Genomic DNA, 16043 nt, shown 5'->3' on the forward strand with positions numbered 1-16043 from the left:
GGGCGCGCAAGCGCCCCGTTTGCATTGGAGCGGCAGCAACCCTGCGGCATACTCGGAGCATGCACCGACCAGGACGTCCACCATGCCCCGCCTTTTTGCGCCACTGACCCTTGCCCTGCTGCTCGCCGCCTGTGGCGACGGCGAGCCGCTGCTGCCGCCCGACGCGGTGCTGCCCGACGGCGGCCGCTATCGCGGCGAGGTGGTCGATGGCCTGCTGCAGGGCGAGGGACGCATCGACTATGCCAATGGCAGCTGGTACGCCGGCCAGTTCAAGGACGGCCAGAGCCACGGCCAGGGCGAATGGCAGGGGGCCGGCGGCGAACACTATGTCGGCCACTTCCGCCAGGGCCTGTTCGACGGCCAGGGCACCCTCACCTACAGCGACGGCAGCGTCTACCGTGGTGGTTTCAGGCAAGGCCGCCTGCATGGCGAAGGCCATCTGCAACAGGGCGAGGTGAGCTACCGCGGCGAGTTCCGCGACGACCGCTACCACGGCCTGGGCAGCCTCGAATGGCCGGGCGGCAACCGCTACCAGGGCCGCTTCGTGCGCGGCGAGCTGACTGGCCCGGGCACCCGCAGCGAGAACGGCAACCAGTACAGCGGCACCTTCGACAACGGCGTGCTGCATGGCCAGGGCAGCTATATGGGCGCCGATGGCGAACACTACAGCGGCGGCTTCCGTAACGACCTGTTCCACGGCGCGGGGCGTTTCCAGAACGCCGAGGGCGATGCCTGGCTGGGCAACTTCGTGGACGGCTCGCTGGAGGGCAAGGGCGAATTCACCGGGGCCGATGGCCGCCACTACCGTGGCCAGTTCCGCCACTGGCGCTTCCACGGCCAGGGCGAGCTGACCCTGGCCGACGGCAGCGTCTACCGCGGCCAGTTCGCCGACAACGACTATGCCGGCGACGGCACCCTGGCGCTCGCCGATGGCAGCCGGCGCAGCGGCACCTGGCAAGGCGGCCAGCTGATCCGCGACCGCCACGGCGCGACCCAGCCCGACGCGCTGGAGCTGGGCCTGCTGGAACAGGGACGGCTGCTCGAGCAGGCCATCGCCGCCGTGCCCGCCTCGACCCCGGCCACCGAGCTGTATAGCCTGACCCTGGCCGGCGACGGCAAGCAGAGCGTGTTCCTGCGCGAAGCCGACTACGTCAGCCAGCTGCTCGGCGAGCGCTTCAACGCCCACGGCGGCATCCGCCTGGGCAACCACCGCGACCACCTGGCCGACCGCCCGCTGGCCACCCGCGAGAGCCTGACCCGCGCCGTGCGCGCCCTGGCCGAACGCAGTGGCCCGGAAGACCTGGTGTTCATCTACCTGACCAGCCACGGTTCGCCCGACCACCAGCTGAGCCTGGATCAGCCACGCCTGCAGCTGGACGACCTGCCGGCCGCCGAACTGGCCGCCCTGCTGCAGCCCCTGCGCGAGCGGCACAAGGTGGTGGTGATCTCGGCCTGCTATTCCGGCGGCTTCATTGCGCCGCTCAAGGACGCCAAGACCCTGGTGATGACCGCCGCCCGCGCCGACCGGGTATCGTTCGGCTGCGCCGAGGAAAACGACTTCACCTATTTCGGCCGCGCCCTGTTCGCCGAGGCCTTCGGCGAGACCGACGACCTGCAGCGCGCCTTCGAACTGGCCAAGGCGAAGGTCGCCGAGCGCGAGCAGGCCGAAGACTTCGAGCCCTCGGAACCGCAGCTGTGGGCACCGCCGGCCGTACTCGCCCACTGGAAGGCGATGCGCGCCAGCCAGGCCCGGCTGGCCCTGGAAAGCGCCAGCGCAAATAAAGTCGAATAAAGCGGCATAGCGCGCACACCGGAACGAGCAAAAACTTCTAAGCTGGCAGTATCAGCGGAGTAACCAGCATGTACCTGACACCCCAGCACATCCTGCTCGCCGGAGCCACCGGCCTCACCGGCGAGCACCTGCTCGACCGCCTGCTCAGCGAGCCGACCATCTGCCGCGTGCTGGCACCCAGCCGCCGCCCCCTGGCCGAGCACCCGCACCTGGACAACCCGGTGGGCGAGCTGCACGAGCTGCTGCCGCAGCTGCAGGGTCGGGTCGACACGGCCTTTTGCTGCCTGGGCAGCACCATCAAGCAGGCCGGCTCGCAGGAGGCCTTCCGCGCCGTCGACCACGACCTGGTCGTGGCCTTCGCCCAGCGCGCCCGCGAACTCGGCGCGCGCCACCTGCTGGTGATCAGTGCCCTGGGCGCCGACGCCGGCTCCGCGGTGTTCTACAACCGCATCAAGGGCGAAATGGAACAGGCGCTGACCACCCAGGACTGGCCGCAACTGACCATTGCGCGGCCCTCGCTGCTGCTCGGCACCCGTGCAGAGTTCCGCCTCGGCGAACAACTGGCCGCGCCCTTCCTGCGCTGGCTGCCCGGCAAGTACCGCGGCATCGAGGCCGCCGTGCTGGCCCGCGCGCTGTGGCGCCTGGCCCTGGAAGAAGGCCGCGGCGTACGCATCGTCGAGTCCGACGAGCTGCGCCGGCTCGGCCGCTGACGCACTGGCGCGCGCGGCCGCCAGTCCGCCGCCCTGTTCACACCCCGCCCGGCGCTTTAAACTCGGCCTCCCCGGCATGCCCGCGGCTCGCCGCCGCGACCTGCCCGCCGTGGCGCACGCGCCACAGCCCACCCACTGCCAGACACCGGAGAACACATGCGCGAAGTCGTGATTGTTGCTGCCACCCGTACCGCCATCGGCTCCTTCCAGGGCGCGCTCAGCGCGATTCCCGCCGTCGAGCTGGGCGCCACGGTCATCCGTAGCCTGCTGGCGCAGAGCGGCGTCAGCGCCGAACTGATCGACGAAGTGATCCTCGGCCAGGTGCTCACCGCCGGTGCCGGGCAGAACCCGGCGCGGCAGAGCGTGATCAAGGCCGGGCTGCCGCAGAGCGTGCCGGCCTTCACCCTCAACAAGGTCTGCGGCTCGGGCCTCAAGGCCGTGCAGCTGGGCTACCAGGCCATCGCCTGCGGCGACGCCGAGGTGATCATCGCCGGTGGCCAGGAAAACATGAGCCTGGCGCCCTACGTCCTGCCGCAAGCGCGCACCGGCCTGCGCATGGGCCACGGCAAGGTCGTCGACACCATGATCCAGGACGGCCTGTGGGACGCCTTCAACGACTACCACATGGGCATCACTGCGGAGAACCTGGCCGCCCAGTACGCCATCAGCCGCGAGGAGCAGGACGCCTTCGCCGCCACCTCGCAGCAGCGCGCCAGCGCCGCCATCGAGGCCGGGCGTTTCGACGGCGAGATCACCCCGGTGCTGATCCCCCAGCGCAAGGGTGAGCCGCTGGCCTTCGCCCGCGACGAGCAACCACGCGCCGGCACCACCGCCGAAGCCCTGGGCAAGCTCAAGCCGGCCTTCCAGAAGGACGGCAGCGTCACCGCCGGCAACGCCTCCTCGCTCAACGACGGCGCCGCCGCCGTGCTGCTGATGAGCGCCGAAAAGGCCGCCGAGCTGAAGCTGCCGGTGCTGGCGCGCATCGTCGCCGCCGCCGGCTCCGGGGTCGATCCGGCGATCATGGGCATCGGCCCGGTCTCCGCCACCCGCCGTGCCCTGGGCAAGGCCGGCTGGAGCGTCGCGGACCTGGACCTGGTCGAAGCCAACGAAGCCTTCGCCGCCCAGGCCCTGGCGGTGGCCAAGGAGCTGGGCTGGAGCCTGGACAAGGTCAACGTCAACGGCGGCGCCATCGCCCTCGGCCACCCGATCGGCGCCTCCGGCTGCCGCGTGCTGGTCAGCCTGCTGCACGAAATGCAGCGCCGCGACGCCAAGAAAGGCCTGGCCACCCTGTGCATCGGTGGCGGTCAGGGCGTGGCCCTGGCGGTGGAACGCGCTTAAGAAGCAGATCGGCGCGGGTGCAAGGCCCGCGTCGTTTCAGTTGCCGCCCGTGACGCTGAGACTGATACCCAGCTCGGCGGCCACGGCCAGCGGCAGCAGCAGGGTGTCCAGCAGGGCACTGACCGGCAGGTCGAGCCCGGCATATTTCGGCGCCTCGGCACCGAAACGATCCAGCGGGCAGCAGCCGCCATGCAACGCATACCAGTCCAGACGCGTTCCGGCATAGATGATCGGCGCCCCCGGCTTGGCCGCATCCAGGGTGCGCACGCTGGCACAGCCGGGCAGCAGCCCGAGCAGCAACAGCGCCAGGCCGGCCGATCTAGTCATCGCTGCTCAGATAGTGCTCGCCCCAGCGCGGCAGCATGTCCTGGGGAATGTTCAGCAGGTTGAGGATGCGTGCGACGACGAAGTCGACCAGGTCGTCGACAGTCTGCGGCTGGTGGTAGAAACCGGGCGAGGCCGGCAGGATCACCGCGCCGAGGTTGGACAGCTTGAGCATGTTCTCCAGGTGGATGCTGGAGTACGGCGCCTCGCGCGGCACCAGGATCAGCTGGCGACGCTCCTTCAGGGCCACGTCGGCGGCGCGCTCGATCAGGTTGTTGCAGGCGCCCGTGGCGATGGCCGACAGGGTGCCGGTCGAGCACGGCACCACCACCATGGCCGCCGGCGCACCGGAGCCGGAGGCCACCGGGGCCATCCAGTCTTCCTTGCCGTATACGCGGATCTGCCCGGACGCGGCGCCGGTGTATTCGCTCAAGAACGCCTGCATGGCCTGCGGCTTGGCCGGCAGGGTCACGTCGGTCTCGGTGGCCATCACCAGCTGTGCGGCCTTGGAGATCAGGAAGTGCACCTCGCGCTCTTCCTGCACCAGGCAGTCGAGCAGGCGCAGGCCGTACTGGGCGCCGGAGGCGCCGGTCATGGCCAGGGTGATGCGCTCCGGACCGGACATGCTTATTCCTCCAGCGCCTTGGCCAGCTTGCCGTGCAGGCCGCCGAAGCCGCCGTTGCTCATCACCACCACCTGGGTGCCGGGCGCCGCGTGGGCCTTGACCCCGGCGATGATCGCCTCCAGCGAGTCGCAGACCTCGGTCGGCACGCTGGACGAGGCCACCGTGGCGGCCAGGTCCCAGCCCAGGTTGGCCGGCGCGTACCAGTAGACCCGGTCGGCCTGCACCACGGAAGCCGGCAGGCCGTCGCGGTGGGCACCGAGCTTCATCGAGTTGGAGCGCGGTTCGATCACCGCGATCAGCGGCGCATCGCCGATCTGCTTGCGCAGGCCGTCGAGGGTGGTGGCGATGGCGGTCGGGTGGTGGGCGAAGTCGTCGTAGATGGTCACGCCCTTGACCTCGGCAACCTTCTCCATGCGCCGCTTGACGCTCTTGAAGCTGGACAGGCCGGCGATGCCCAGTTCCGGCACCACGCCGACATGCCGCGCGGCGGCCAGGGTGGCCAGGGCGTTGGCGACGTTGTGCTGGCCGGTCAGCGCCCACTCGACCACGCCCATCAGCGCCTCGTCGAACCACACCTCGAAGCGCGAGCCGTCGGCACTGAGCAGCCTGGCCTGCCACTGGCCGCCTTCGCCGGTGGTCTGCACCGGGGTCCAGCAGCCCATCTCGACGACCCGCTGCAGCGCCTGCTCGCCGGCCGGATGGATGACCAGCCCCTCGCCCGGCACGGTGCGCACCAGGTGATGGAACTGCCGCTCGATGGCCGCCAGGTCCGGGAAGATGTCCGCGTGGTCGAATTCCAGGTTGTTGAGGATCGCCGTGCGCGGACGGTAGTGAACGAACTTGCTGCGCTTGTCGAAGAAGGCGCTGTCGTATTCGTCGGCCTCGACCACGAAGAACGGCGTGCCGCCCAGACGCGCGGAGACGCCGAAGTTCTGCGGCACGCCGCCGATCAGAAAGCCCGGGCTCATGCCGGCATGCTCCAGCACCCAGGCCAGCATGCTGCTGGTGGTGGTCTTGCCGTGGGTGCCGGCGGCAGCCAGCACCCAGCGCCCCTGCAGCACATGGTCGGCCAGCCACTGCGGGCCGGACACGTAGGGCAGGCCCTGATTCAGCACGTACTCCACCGCCGGGTTGCCGCGGCTCAGGGCGTTGCCCACCACCACCAGATCCGGCGCCGGCTGCAGATGGGCCGGCTCGTAGCCCTGCAGCAGCTCGATGCCCTGGGCCTCGAGCTGGGTGCTCATGGGCGGGTAGACGTTGGCATCGGAACCGGTGACGCGATGGCCCAGCTCCTTGGCCAGAACCGCCAGGGAGCCCATGAAAGTGCCGCAGATACCGAGAATGTGGATATGCATCGATGACCTCGAAAAACGGGCCGCGCCAGCCCGGAAAAATCTCGCGCAGGTTAGCACAGCGGCTCTGCCGCTGGCCCGAGCAGTCATAGACCCGCGAAAGGCGAAATGATCCCGCGCACCCCGGGTTAAAGCGCCGAATCCGCCCCATTCAATATGGGCCAAGCGCCCGGCACCGGCCAAAAACCGCGGAAGCCGCCGACGACAAGATCAGCGCCTGATCGACGCAGATGAAATCAAACGCTTGCTTGGATTGCGCTTTCCAGTCGCATTAGGCAGGATCAAGCCTGACCACTGGCACAGCATCTGCATTGCCAGCCACGCCACTCCATAACCGCCGAGGCCCGCTATGCGCATCGTCCAAGCCACCCTGGAGCATCTGGACCTGCTGACCCCGCTGTTCATCAAGTACCGTGAGTTCTATGGCGAGCTGCCGCTGCCGGACTCCTCGCGCAAGTTCCTGGAGAACCGCCTCAAGCGCAAGGAGTCGGTGATCTACCTGGCCCTGGCCGACGACGAGGACAAGGCGCTCGGCTACTGCCAGCTGTTCCCCAGTTTCTCCTCGCTGTCGCTCAAGCGCGTGTGGATCCTCAACGACATCTTCGTCGCCGAGGATGCGCGGCGCATGCTGGTCGCCGACCGCCTGCTGCAGACCGCCAAGCAGATGGCCAAGAGCACCAATGCGGTGCGCATGCGCGTGGCCTCCAGCGTCAACTTCGAGACCGCGCACAAGACCTACGAATCGATCGGCTTCCGCGAGGACACCGAATTCAAGAACTTCGTCCTGCCCCTCGACCAGGACTGAACGCCCCACCCGCGGCGGCGCCCCCGGTGCGCCGCCTCCCGCCCCTGCGCCAACCTGGCGCGCCCCGCTGCCGCTTCCTGCCCCGTATAATCGCCGGCTTTCCGCGCACGCCCGTGAGTCCCATGGAATTCAACCCGATCGACCTGATACTGCACCTCGACGCCTACCTGGAGCTGCTGGTCAGCCAGTACGGCACCTGGATCTACGCCATCCTGTTCCTGGTGATCTTCTGTGAAACCGGCCTGGTGGTGACGCCGTTCCTGCCCGGCGACTCGCTGCTGTTCCTCGCCGGCGCCCTCGGTGCCATGGGCGGCCTGGACATCAACATCCTGATCGGCAGCCTGTGCCTGGCCGCGATCCTCGGCGACAGCTGCAACTACTGGATCGGTCGCAAGCTCGGCAAGCGCCTGTTCAACCGCGCCGACTCGCGGGTGTTCCGCCGCGAATACCTGGTGCACACCGAGGCCTTCTATGCCCGCCACGGCGGCAAGACCGTGACCATCGCCCGCTTCCTGCCGATCCTGCGCACCTTCGCCCCGTTCGTCGCCGGCATCGGCCACATGCCCTACGGCCGCTTCTGCCTGTTCAGCATCGCCGGCACCCTGCTCTGGGTCGGCGGCCTGTGCACCCTGGGCTACTTCTTCGGCAACCTGCCGATCATCCGCGACAACCTGACCCTGATGATCCTCGCGGTGATCGCCCTGTCCCTGCTGCCGATGCTGATCGGCTGGTGGCGGCACCAGCACAGCAGCCGGCACGCGGTCTGAGCATGGGCCTGCTGCGTCGCTGGTGGCGCCAGCGTCTGCTGCGCCGCCACCCGCTCGCCGACGGCGACTGGCAGGCCGTGCTGCAGCTGCTGCCGCTGCTCGACGGCCTCGACCCGCAGGAACTGCAACGCCTGCGCGAACGCTGCGTGCTGTTTCTGCATGACAAGCATCTCACCGCCCTGCCCGGCGTCGAACTCGATCCGCACGGCCGCCTGCTGCTCGCCGCCCAGGCCCAGCTGCCGCTGCTGCACCTGGCCGAACTCGACTGGTACCAGGGCTTCCACGAGATCGTCCTGTACCCGGACGACTTCGTCAGCCCGCAGCGCCACCGCGACGCCAGCGGCGTGGTCCACGAATGGGAGGCCGAACACAGCGGCGAAGCCTGGCACCGCGGCCCGGTGATCCTCGCCTGGCCCGGGGTGCAGGCCAGCGGCGGCTGGGACGGCTACAACCTGGTGATCCACGAGCTGGCGCACAAGCTGGACATGCTCAACGGCGACGCCAACGGCCTGCCGCCGCTGCACAGCCAGATGCGCATCGAGGACTGGGCCGCCGCCATGCAGGGCGCCTACGCGCAGATGAACGCCATTCTCGACGCCAACCCGCACGCCGAGACGGCCATCGACCCCTATGCCGCGGAAAACCCGGCGGAGTTCTTCGCCGTCACCAGCGAATACTTCTTCAGCGCCCCGGACCTGCTGGCGGCCGCCTTCCCCGCCGTCTACGCCCAGCTCCGCGCCTTCTACCGTCAGGACCCGCTGCAACGTCTGCAGCGCCTGCAGGCAGAACATCCGGATTACCGGGACACGACCAAAGGCTGAGCAGGAGGGCGTAGTAACGCCCGCCGAATGTGCCTATAATCCGCCCACTTTTTTTGGCCCAACCCTGGGGTGTTCACCATGAGCTACAGCAAAGTCCCGGCCGGCAAAGACGTGCCGAACGACATCTACGTCGCCATCGAGATTCCGGCCAACCACGCGCCGATCAAGTACGAAATCGATCACGACACCGACTGCCTGTTCGTTGACCGTTTCATGGCGACCCCGATGTTCTACCCGGCCAACTACGGCTTCATCCCGCACACCCTGGCCGACGACGGCGACCCCCTCGACGTGCTGGTCGTGACCCCGTATCCGGTCGCCCCGGGCTCGGTCATCCGCTGCCGTCCGGTGGGCGTGCTGAACATGACCGACGAAGCCGGCGGCGACGCCAAGCTGATCGCCGTGCCGCACGACAAGCTGAGCCAGCTGTACGTGGACATCAAGGAATACACCGACCTGCCGGCCCTGCTGCTGGAGCAGATCAAGCACTTCTTCGAGAACTACAAGGATCTCGAGAAGGGCAAGTGGGTCAAGGTCGAAGGCTGGGGCAATGCCGACGCAGCCCGTGACGCAATTCTGAAGGCGGTTGCGGCTTACCAAAAATAAGCCAAACCCACCCCCGAAAGGCCGGCCACAAGCCGGCCTTTTTATTGCACGCAGAAAAGTGCTGGCACCCCGCGTTCAGCCGACCGCGCCGTGCAGTTCGCCCAGCGGCAGCACGGTGACGCTGACTTCCGGGTCGTGGCTGCCGCCGCCGAGAATCACCCCGCGCAGCGGCGACACGTCGGCGAAGTCGCGGCCCCAGCCGAGGGTGATGTGCTCCAGGGCCGGCAGCAGGTTGTTGGTCGGGTCGAAGTCCACCCAGCCCTGGCGCGGGCAATACACCGAGACCCAGGCATGCGAGGCGTCGGCGCCGATCAGCCGCGGCTGGCCGGGCGGCGGCTGGGTCAGCAGGTAGCCGCTGACATAGCGCGCCGCCAGGCCGCGCGAGCGCAGGCAGGCGAGCATCAGGTGGGCGAAGTCCTGGCACACCCCGCGGCGCTCCTCCAGCACCTTGAGCAGCGGCGTCGCCACCTGGGTGGCGGCGGCATCGAAGGCGAACTCGGCGAAGATCTTCTGCATCAGCGCGGCCGCCGCCAGCAGCAGCGGCCGCCCCGGCACGAAGCAGTCGGCGGCGAACTCGCCGAACACCTGCTTGAGGTGCACATAGGGCGACTGGAAACGGTAGCGGGTCGCCTCCAGCAGCGCCGCCGCGAGCGGCTGACCACTGTAGCCGAGAGCGGCGCAGGCCTGCTCCCAGGGCGGCGAGTCGGCCAGGGCGAAGCGCGGCCGCGCCAGCACCTCGACGCGCAGGCGCGCACAGACCTTCAGCTCGTCGTGCGGGCGTTCGAAGGCCAGGCGGGTCAGCGGATTGCCGTACACGTCGAGGCCGTCCTGGCGCCGGCTCGGCTGCGGGCTGACCAGCAACTGGCGCTCCGTGCAGCGCTGCCAGGCGCAGTCTCGCGGCCACAGGTGCGCCAGCTGCTGGGCCAGGGACACCGGCGCCGAGTAGCGGTAATGGGTGTCGTGGAGGATCTGGTAGTGGGCGCTGTTCGGGCTCATGACGACTGGGTCCGCTGGCTGGCATCGACATGCACGAAGAAGCGCAGGCCCAGTCGATCGGAGACCTGGCCGGCGCCGTCGACGATCTGCAGCAGCAGGTCGGCCAGGCCGCCGAGCACCGCGCGGATGCCGGCACTGCCGAACAGCGGGTTTTCCAGGCTGGCCAGGTTGAAGGCGGCGAGCTTCTGCTCCAGCTCGCCCAGGCGGCTGTCGGCGACGAAGTCGAAGCGCTCGCCCAGCCCCGCCAGCGCCCGCACCAGCATGCGCAGCTGGAACAGCACGGCGTGCGGGTTCTGCTCGTCGAGCAGGAGCAGGTCGAGCACCGGGATCAGCTGCGCGCTGGCCAGGTAGCGGGTGCGGTAGGTGATGCTGCTGTTGCCCAGCTCGAGCAGCCACTCCAGCGCCGACTGGTCGTGCACCGCGCGGCTGCGCAGGAACTCGGCGATGCTCTCGGCGAGGAACTGCAGGCGCTCGATGCAACGGCCGAGCATGAGGAAGCGCCAGCCATCGTCGCGGGTCATGTCGTCGAGGGCGAAACCGGACAGCGCCGCCAGCGACATCAGCAGGCGATTGAGAAACTCCAGCAGCTCGCCCAGATCGGCCTGCTGCGCTTCCAGGGCCTGGGCCTCGCGCTGCAGTTCGATCAGCGCCTGCCAGTTCTCCCGCGACAGCTTGCCGCGCACGCTGCCGGCCGCCCACTGCAGGCGCTGCAGGTTGGCGCGCAGGCTGGCCGGCCAGTCGGCGCCGAGCACGGCCTGCAGCAGGCGCTCCTCCAGGGAACCTGCGCCGGCATCAGGCAGCAGGCCGAGGCTTTCGCCCAGGGTCAGGGCCGTCTGCAGGGCCTGCGGGTCGTCGTCATCGTCGACGTAACGCGCCAGCATGATCCGCAGCAGGCGCGCGCCATCCTCGCAGCGCGAGCTGTAGCGGCCGAACCAGAACAGGTTTTCCACCACCCGCGAGGGCAGGTAGGGGTCGCTGCGCACCAGGTCGGCCACGCCCAGCGGGCGCAGCCATTGCCAGGGCTCGCCGCCGGCATGCCGCTCGCCGAGCACCCAGGTGTCCTTGCTCGCCCCGCCGCGCTGCATCGACACCACTTCGGCGTCGGCCTCGGCGGCCACCCGGGTCAGGCCGCCGGGCAGCACCCGGTAGCCGTCGGCACTGGCCACGGCGAACACGCGCATGCCGATGGCGCGCGGCGCCAGCCGGCCCTCCTCGGCCTGCCACACCGGCGCCTGCGACAGCTGGGCCAGGGCCTGGGCCACGTAGGCATAGGGCCGCGCCCTGAGGCGCTCGGCCAGGGCGGCGCGCTGGGCCTGATCCAGGTCGCGGCCCAGGACCGGGGCAAAGCTCTGCGAGGGGAAGCTGGGCCGCACCAGCAGCTCGTCGAGTTTCTCCAGCGCCTCGTCCAGCACCGGCGGCTCGCCGCACCACCAGCTGGCGATGGACGGCAGCAGCAGTTCTTCGCCGAGCAGCCGCTCGCTGATCGCCGGCAGGAAACCGGGCAGGCCGGGCGACTCCAGCACGCCGCTGCCGAGGGCGTTGGCCACCAGCACGTTACCCTGGCGCACCGCCTCCAGCAGGCCGGGCACGCCGAGGGCCGAGTCGGTGCGCAGTTCCAGGGGGTCGCAGAAGTCGTCGTCCAGCCGGCGCAGCAGCGCATGCACGCGGCGCAGGCCGGCCAGGGTCTTGAGATAGACACAGGTGTCGCGCACGGTCAGGTCGCTGCCCTCGACCAGCGGGTAGCCGAGCTGGCGGGCCAGGTACAGGTGCTCGAAATAGCTTTCGTTGAAGCGCCCCGGGGTCAGCAGCACCACCAGCGGCGTTTCGCCACCGGCCACCGGCGCCTGGCGCGCCAGGGTGTCCTGCAGGGTGCGGAAGAAGCCGGCCAGGTACTGCACGCGCAGGTCGCGGTACAGCTCGGGAAAGGCGCGCGAGACGATCTGCCGGTTCTCCAGCGCGTAGCCGGCGCCGGAGGGCGCCTGGGTGCGGTCGGCGGTGACCCACCAGCGGCCGTCCGGCGCCCGCGCCAAATCCACCGCATACAGGTGCAGGAAGGTGCCGCCCGGCGGTTGCACGCCCTGGCAGGGCCAGAGGAAGTTGTCGTGACCGAACACCAGCTCGGCCGGCAGCAGGCCATCGGCGATCAGCTGCTGCGGGCCGTACAGATCGGCCAGCACGCCGTTCAGCAGGGTCGCGCGCTGGGCCACGCCGGCGGCGATGACCTGCCATTCCTCGGCGGGGATCACGTTGGGCAGCAGGTCCAGCTCCCACGGGCGGTCGGCGCCGTCCGGGTCGGCGTAGACGTTGTAGGTCACGCCGTTTTCCTGGATCTGCCGGCTCAGCAGGGCCTGGCGCTGCTGCAGCTGGGCCGGGCTGCTGCGCTGCAATTGCTCGAACAGCCGGCGCCAGTGCGGGCGCACCTGGCCCGCCGCGTCGAGCAGTTCGTGGTAGGCCCCGTCGGGCGACGGGTAATCGGCAAGCAGGTCAGGCATGGTTGGCTCAATCAGGCACAGGCCCCTCGGCCCGAAACGGGAGAGGGGCCCGGGGAGCTAGACCCGGCGCAAGTCCAGGGTCATCGGCAGTTCATTATTGTTGACCGGCAGCCGCGGCGACAGCGGGCCCGGCGTGTGGCCGTGGCGGAAGAAGCGCGCCAGGCGCCGGCTCTCGGCCTCGTAGGCGTTGACCGGCAGGCTGTCGTAGTTGCGTCCGCCCGGATGGGCGACATGGTACTGACAGCCGCCCAGCGAGCGCTGCATCCAGGTGTCGACCAGGTCGAACACCAGCGGCGCGTGCACGCCGATGGTCGGCTGCAGGCAGTTCGGCGGCTGCCAGGCGCGGTAGCGCACGCCGCCGACGAACTCGCCGACCCTGCCGGTGGGACGCAGCGGCACCGGCACGCCGTTGCAGGTCAGCACGTAGCGATCCGGCGCCAGGCCGTCGAGACGCACCTGCAGGCGCTCCAGGGAGGAGTCCACGTAGCGCACGGTGCCGCCCGGCGCGCCCTCCTCGCCCAGCACATGCCAGGGCTCCAGGGCCTGGCGCAGCTCCAGCTCGACGCCCTTGACCTGATAGTCGCCGACCTTGGGGAAACGGAACTCGAAGTGCGGGGCGAACCACTCGGCGCGCAGCGGATAGCCGAAGGCATTCAGTTCGTGCAGCACATCGTGGAAGTCCTGCTCGACGAAATGCGGCAGCAGGAAGCGGTCGTGCAGCTCGCTGCCCCAGCGCGCCAGCCGGGCCGGGCGGTAGGGCTCGACCCAGAAGCGCGCGAGCAGGCCGCGCAACAGCACCTGCTGGGCCAGGCTCATGCGCGCATGGGGCGGCATCTCGAAGGCGCGCAGTTCGAGCAGGCCGAGGCGCCCGGAACTGGAGTCCGGCGAGTACAGCTTGTCGATGCAGAACTCGGCGCGGTGGGTGTTGCCGGTGACGTCCACCAGCAGGTTGCGCAGCAGGCGGTCGACCAGCCAGGGCGGGCAGTCGCGGCCCGGCTCGGGCATCTGCGCAAAGGCGATCTCCAGCTCGTAGAGGGCATCGTTGCGTGCCTCGTCGACTCTGGGGGCTTGAGACGTGGGGCCGATAAACAGGCCGCTGAACAGGTAGGACAGCGACGGATGGTTGTGCCAGTAGCTGATCAGGCTGCGCAGCAGGTCCGGGCGGCGCAGGAACGGCGAGTCGGCCGGGGTGGCGCCGCCGAGGACGAAGTGGTTGCCGCCGCCGGTGCCGGTGTGGCGGCCGTCGAGCATGAACTTCTCGCTGGTCAGACGGGTCTGCCGCGCCGCCTCGTAGAGGAATTCGGTGCGCTCGACCAGCTCCTCCCAGTTGCTCGCCGGGTGGATGTTGACCTCGATCACGCCGGGGTCCGGGGTGATGCGGAAGTAGCTGAGGCGCGGATCGGCGGGCGGTTCGTAGCCTTCCAGCAGCACCGGGCAGCGCAGCTCGGCGGCGGTGGCCTCGATGGCGGCGACCAGCTCCAGGTAATCCTCCAGCTCGGCCAGCGGCGGCATGAACAGGTACAACCGGCCGTCGCGCGGCTCGGCACACAGGGCGGTGCGCACCACTTCACGCGCCGACTCGAAGGCGGCCGGCGCACGCTGCGCCTGGATCTGCTGCCGGCTGTTGGGGAACAGCGGCTGATGCAGCACCTGCTGGATCTGCTGGCGGCGCGGCAGCGGGGCGAATTCCTGGTTGGGGTCCTGCGGCTGCACATAGGGGTAGTCGAATTCGCTGACCCAGGGCTGCGAGTCCAGCGGCAGGCGGTAACCCAGCGGCGAGTCGCCGGGAATCAGCCGGCAGTGCTCGTCGCGCAGGAACCAGGGCCCGCTGCGCCAGTGGCGGCCATCCTCGCTGCGCGCCAGCGGCAGGATATGCCCGACCACCTCGCCGACGCCGCGGCTGAACACCTTGCGCAGGCGCTCGCGCTCCAGCGGGTCGGCCAGGCGCGGGTCGTCCGGGCTGACGTTGGCCGGCAGCCGGCGTTCACGCCACAGGTAGTACAGCCAGTCCTCGTAGGCCGGGAAGGCATGCTCGGCGCAGATGCCCAGGTGCCCGGCGAGCGTGGCCAGGAAGCGCCCGGCCAGGCGCGCATCGGCGCCGTAGTAGCGGCTCTCGTCGGCGTACAGCGCCGCATCCTGCCAGATCGGCTCGCCGTCCTTGCGCCAGTAGCAGTTGAGCGACCAGCGCGGCAGCTGCTCGCCGGGGTACCACTTGCCCTGGCCGAAATGCACCAGCGCCTGCGGCGCGTAATGCTCGCGCAGGCGGTGGAACAGCTCGCCGGCCAGACGGCGCTTGTTCGGCCCCTGGGCGGCGGTGTTCCACTCCTCGTCGTCGGGGAAGTCGAGGGCGACGAAGGTCGGCTCGCCGCCCATGGTCAGGCGCACATCGTGGGCCTCGAGGTCGGCATCGATCCGCGCGCCAACCTCGACGATGGCCTGCCACTGCTCCTCGCTGTACGGCTTGGTGACCCGCGGCGCCTCCCAGATGCGCTCGACGCGCATCAGGTGTTCGAACTCGCACTCGCACTCGTCCACCGCGCCACTGATCGGCGCCGCCGACGAGGGCTCCGGGCTGCAGGCCAGGGGAATATGGCCTTCGCCGGCAAACAGCCCCGAGGTGGGATCGAGGCCGATCCAGCCGGCGCCGGGCAGGTACACCTCGCACCAGGCATGCAGGTCGGTGAAGTCCACCTCGGTGCCACTGGGGCCGTCGAGGGCCTTCACGTCGGCGGTGAGCTGGATCAGGTAGCCGGAGACGAAGCGCGCGGCCAGGCCCAGGTGGCGCAGCAGCTGCACCAGCAGCCAGGCCGAGTCGCGGCAGGAGCCGGAGGCCTTTTCCAGGGTTTGCTCGGGGCTCTGCACACCCGGCTCCAGGCGGATCAGGTAGCCGATGTCGGCGGCCAGCTTCTGGTTCAGCGCCACCAGGAAGTCGACGCTGGCCTTGGGCTTGCGCTCGATACCGGCCAGGTAGTCGGTGAACAGCGCACCGGCCGGCAGCTTGACCAGGTAGGGCGCCAGCTCGCGCAGCTCGCCGGCGGTGTAGGCGAAGGGAATCTGCTCGGCGTAGGGCTCGAGGAAGAAGTCGAAGGGGTTGAACACCGCCATTTCGGCGACCAGGTCGACGGCGATCTTCAGTTCGTCGGTCTTTTCCGGGAACACCAGGCGCGCCAGGTAGTTGCCCTGGGGGTCCTGCTGCCAGTTGATGAAGTGCTCGCCCGGCTCGACGCTCAGGGCGTAGGACAGAATGCGCGTGCGGCTGTGCGGCGCCGGACGCAGGCGGACGATCTGCGGGCCGAGGTTGACCGGCCGATCGTAGCGGTAGTGGGTGACGTGGTGCAGTGCGACATGGATCGACACGGCGGGTCTCCTGCAAGCCAGGGCGATGCCTGGAAGGGGCAAGAGTTGTGCCATCCGT

The 16043-nt window shown here is 69.6% G+C and carries 13 protein-coding genes; 7 read left to right on the forward strand and 6 right to left on the reverse strand.

What is annotated here, in order from left to right; translation table 11 throughout:
• The first annotated feature begins 82 nt into the window (after positions 1–82).
• The 3 genes from F3I62_RS08980 (at position 83) to F3I62_RS08990 (ending at position 3840) form a co-directional block, all read left to right on the forward strand.
• On the forward strand, positions 83–1792 hold the full coding sequence (locus F3I62_RS08980) for a C13 family peptidase (RefSeq protein ID WP_160489307.1): 1710 nt from the start codon (positions 83–85) through the stop codon (positions 1790–1792).
• 68 nt (positions 1793–1860) lie between these two features.
• The gene (locus tag F3I62_RS08985; protein WP_160489308.1) at positions 1861–2502 is read left to right on the forward strand and encodes an oxidoreductase; all 642 of its coding nucleotides are present in this window, start codon (positions 1861–1863) and stop codon (positions 2500–2502) included.
• Between the two features lie 156 nt (positions 2503–2658).
• Positions 2659–3840 carry an acetyl-CoA C-acetyltransferase gene (locus F3I62_RS08990; protein WP_160489309.1) on the forward strand — a complete coding sequence of 394 codons (1182 nt, stop codon included), beginning with the start codon at positions 2659–2661 and terminating at the stop codon, positions 3838–3840.
• A 36-nt stretch (positions 3841–3876) separates the two neighbouring features.
• Here the strand turns inward: F3I62_RS08990 and F3I62_RS08995 are convergent, their stop codons facing one another.
• The 3 genes from F3I62_RS08995 to mpl are packed head-to-tail and all read right to left on the reverse strand — an operon-like array spanning position 3877 to position 6144.
• Entirely contained in the window at positions 3877–4167 is a 291-nt protein-coding gene (locus tag F3I62_RS08995) for a YceK/YidQ family lipoprotein (RefSeq protein ID WP_160489310.1), read from the reverse strand.
• Entirely contained in the window at positions 4160–4789 is a 630-nt protein-coding gene (ubiX, locus tag F3I62_RS09000; protein WP_160489311.1) for a flavin prenyltransferase UbiX, read from the reverse strand. The genes F3I62_RS08995 and ubiX overlap by 8 nt, the downstream gene beginning before the upstream one ends.
• A 2-nt stretch (positions 4790–4791) precedes the next feature.
• Positions 4792–6144 carry a UDP-N-acetylmuramate:L-alanyl-gamma-D-glutamyl-meso-diaminopimelate ligase gene (gene mpl, locus F3I62_RS09005; protein WP_160489312.1) on the reverse strand — a complete coding sequence of 451 codons (1353 nt, stop codon included), beginning with the start codon at positions 6142–6144 and terminating at the stop codon, positions 4792–4794.
• A gap of 346 nt (positions 6145–6490) precedes the next feature.
• On the opposite strand from mpl, the gene F3I62_RS09010 reads away from it, so the two are divergent.
• The 4 genes from F3I62_RS09010 to ppa all read left to right on the forward strand — a co-directional run bounded on the left by F3I62_RS09010 (position 6491) and on the right by ppa (position 9140).
• Positions 6491–6946, forward strand: coding sequence for a GNAT family N-acetyltransferase (locus tag F3I62_RS09010; RefSeq protein ID WP_160082637.1), 456 nt, complete (start codon positions 6491–6493; stop codon positions 6944–6946).
• Between the two features lie 122 nt (positions 6947–7068).
• Positions 7069–7713, forward strand: a complete 645-nt coding sequence (locus F3I62_RS09015; RefSeq protein WP_160489313.1) for a DedA family protein — start codon at positions 7069–7071, stop codon at positions 7711–7713.
• A 2-nt stretch (positions 7714–7715) separates the two neighbouring features.
• Positions 7716–8534, forward strand: a complete 819-nt coding sequence (locus F3I62_RS09020) for a zinc-dependent peptidase (protein WP_160489314.1) — start codon at positions 7716–7718, stop codon at positions 8532–8534.
• 78 nt (positions 8535–8612) lie between these two features.
• Positions 8613–9140, forward strand: a complete 528-nt coding sequence (gene ppa, locus F3I62_RS09025) for an inorganic diphosphatase (protein WP_160489315.1) — start codon at positions 8613–8615, stop codon at positions 9138–9140.
• A 75-nt stretch (positions 9141–9215) separates the two neighbouring features.
• On the opposite strand, the gene F3I62_RS09030 is transcribed toward ppa, so the two are convergent.
• Genes F3I62_RS09030 through F3I62_RS09040 form a run of 3 tightly spaced genes read right to left on the reverse strand, consistent with a single transcriptional unit; the run spans position 9216 to position 15985 of the window.
• Positions 9216–10136, reverse strand: a complete 921-nt coding sequence (locus F3I62_RS09030) for a transglutaminase family protein (protein ID WP_160489316.1) — start codon at positions 10134–10136, stop codon at positions 9216–9218.
• A complete protein-coding gene (locus F3I62_RS09035; protein ID WP_160489317.1) occupies positions 10133–12628 on the reverse strand; it encodes a circularly permuted type 2 ATP-grasp protein in 2496 nt (831 codons plus the stop codon). The genes F3I62_RS09030 and F3I62_RS09035 overlap by 4 nt, the downstream gene beginning before the upstream one ends.
• A gap of 57 nt (positions 12629–12685) precedes the next feature.
• On the reverse strand, positions 12686–15985 hold the full coding sequence (locus F3I62_RS09040; protein WP_160489318.1) for a transglutaminase family protein: 3300 nt from the start codon (positions 15983–15985) through the stop codon (positions 12686–12688).
• Between the last annotated feature and the right edge of the window lie 58 nt (positions 15986–16043).

This window comes from Pseudomonas sp. R-28-1W-6, from assembly GCF_009799925.1.
Taxonomy (GTDB): Bacteria; Pseudomonadota; Gammaproteobacteria; order Pseudomonadales; family Pseudomonadaceae; genus Aquipseudomonas.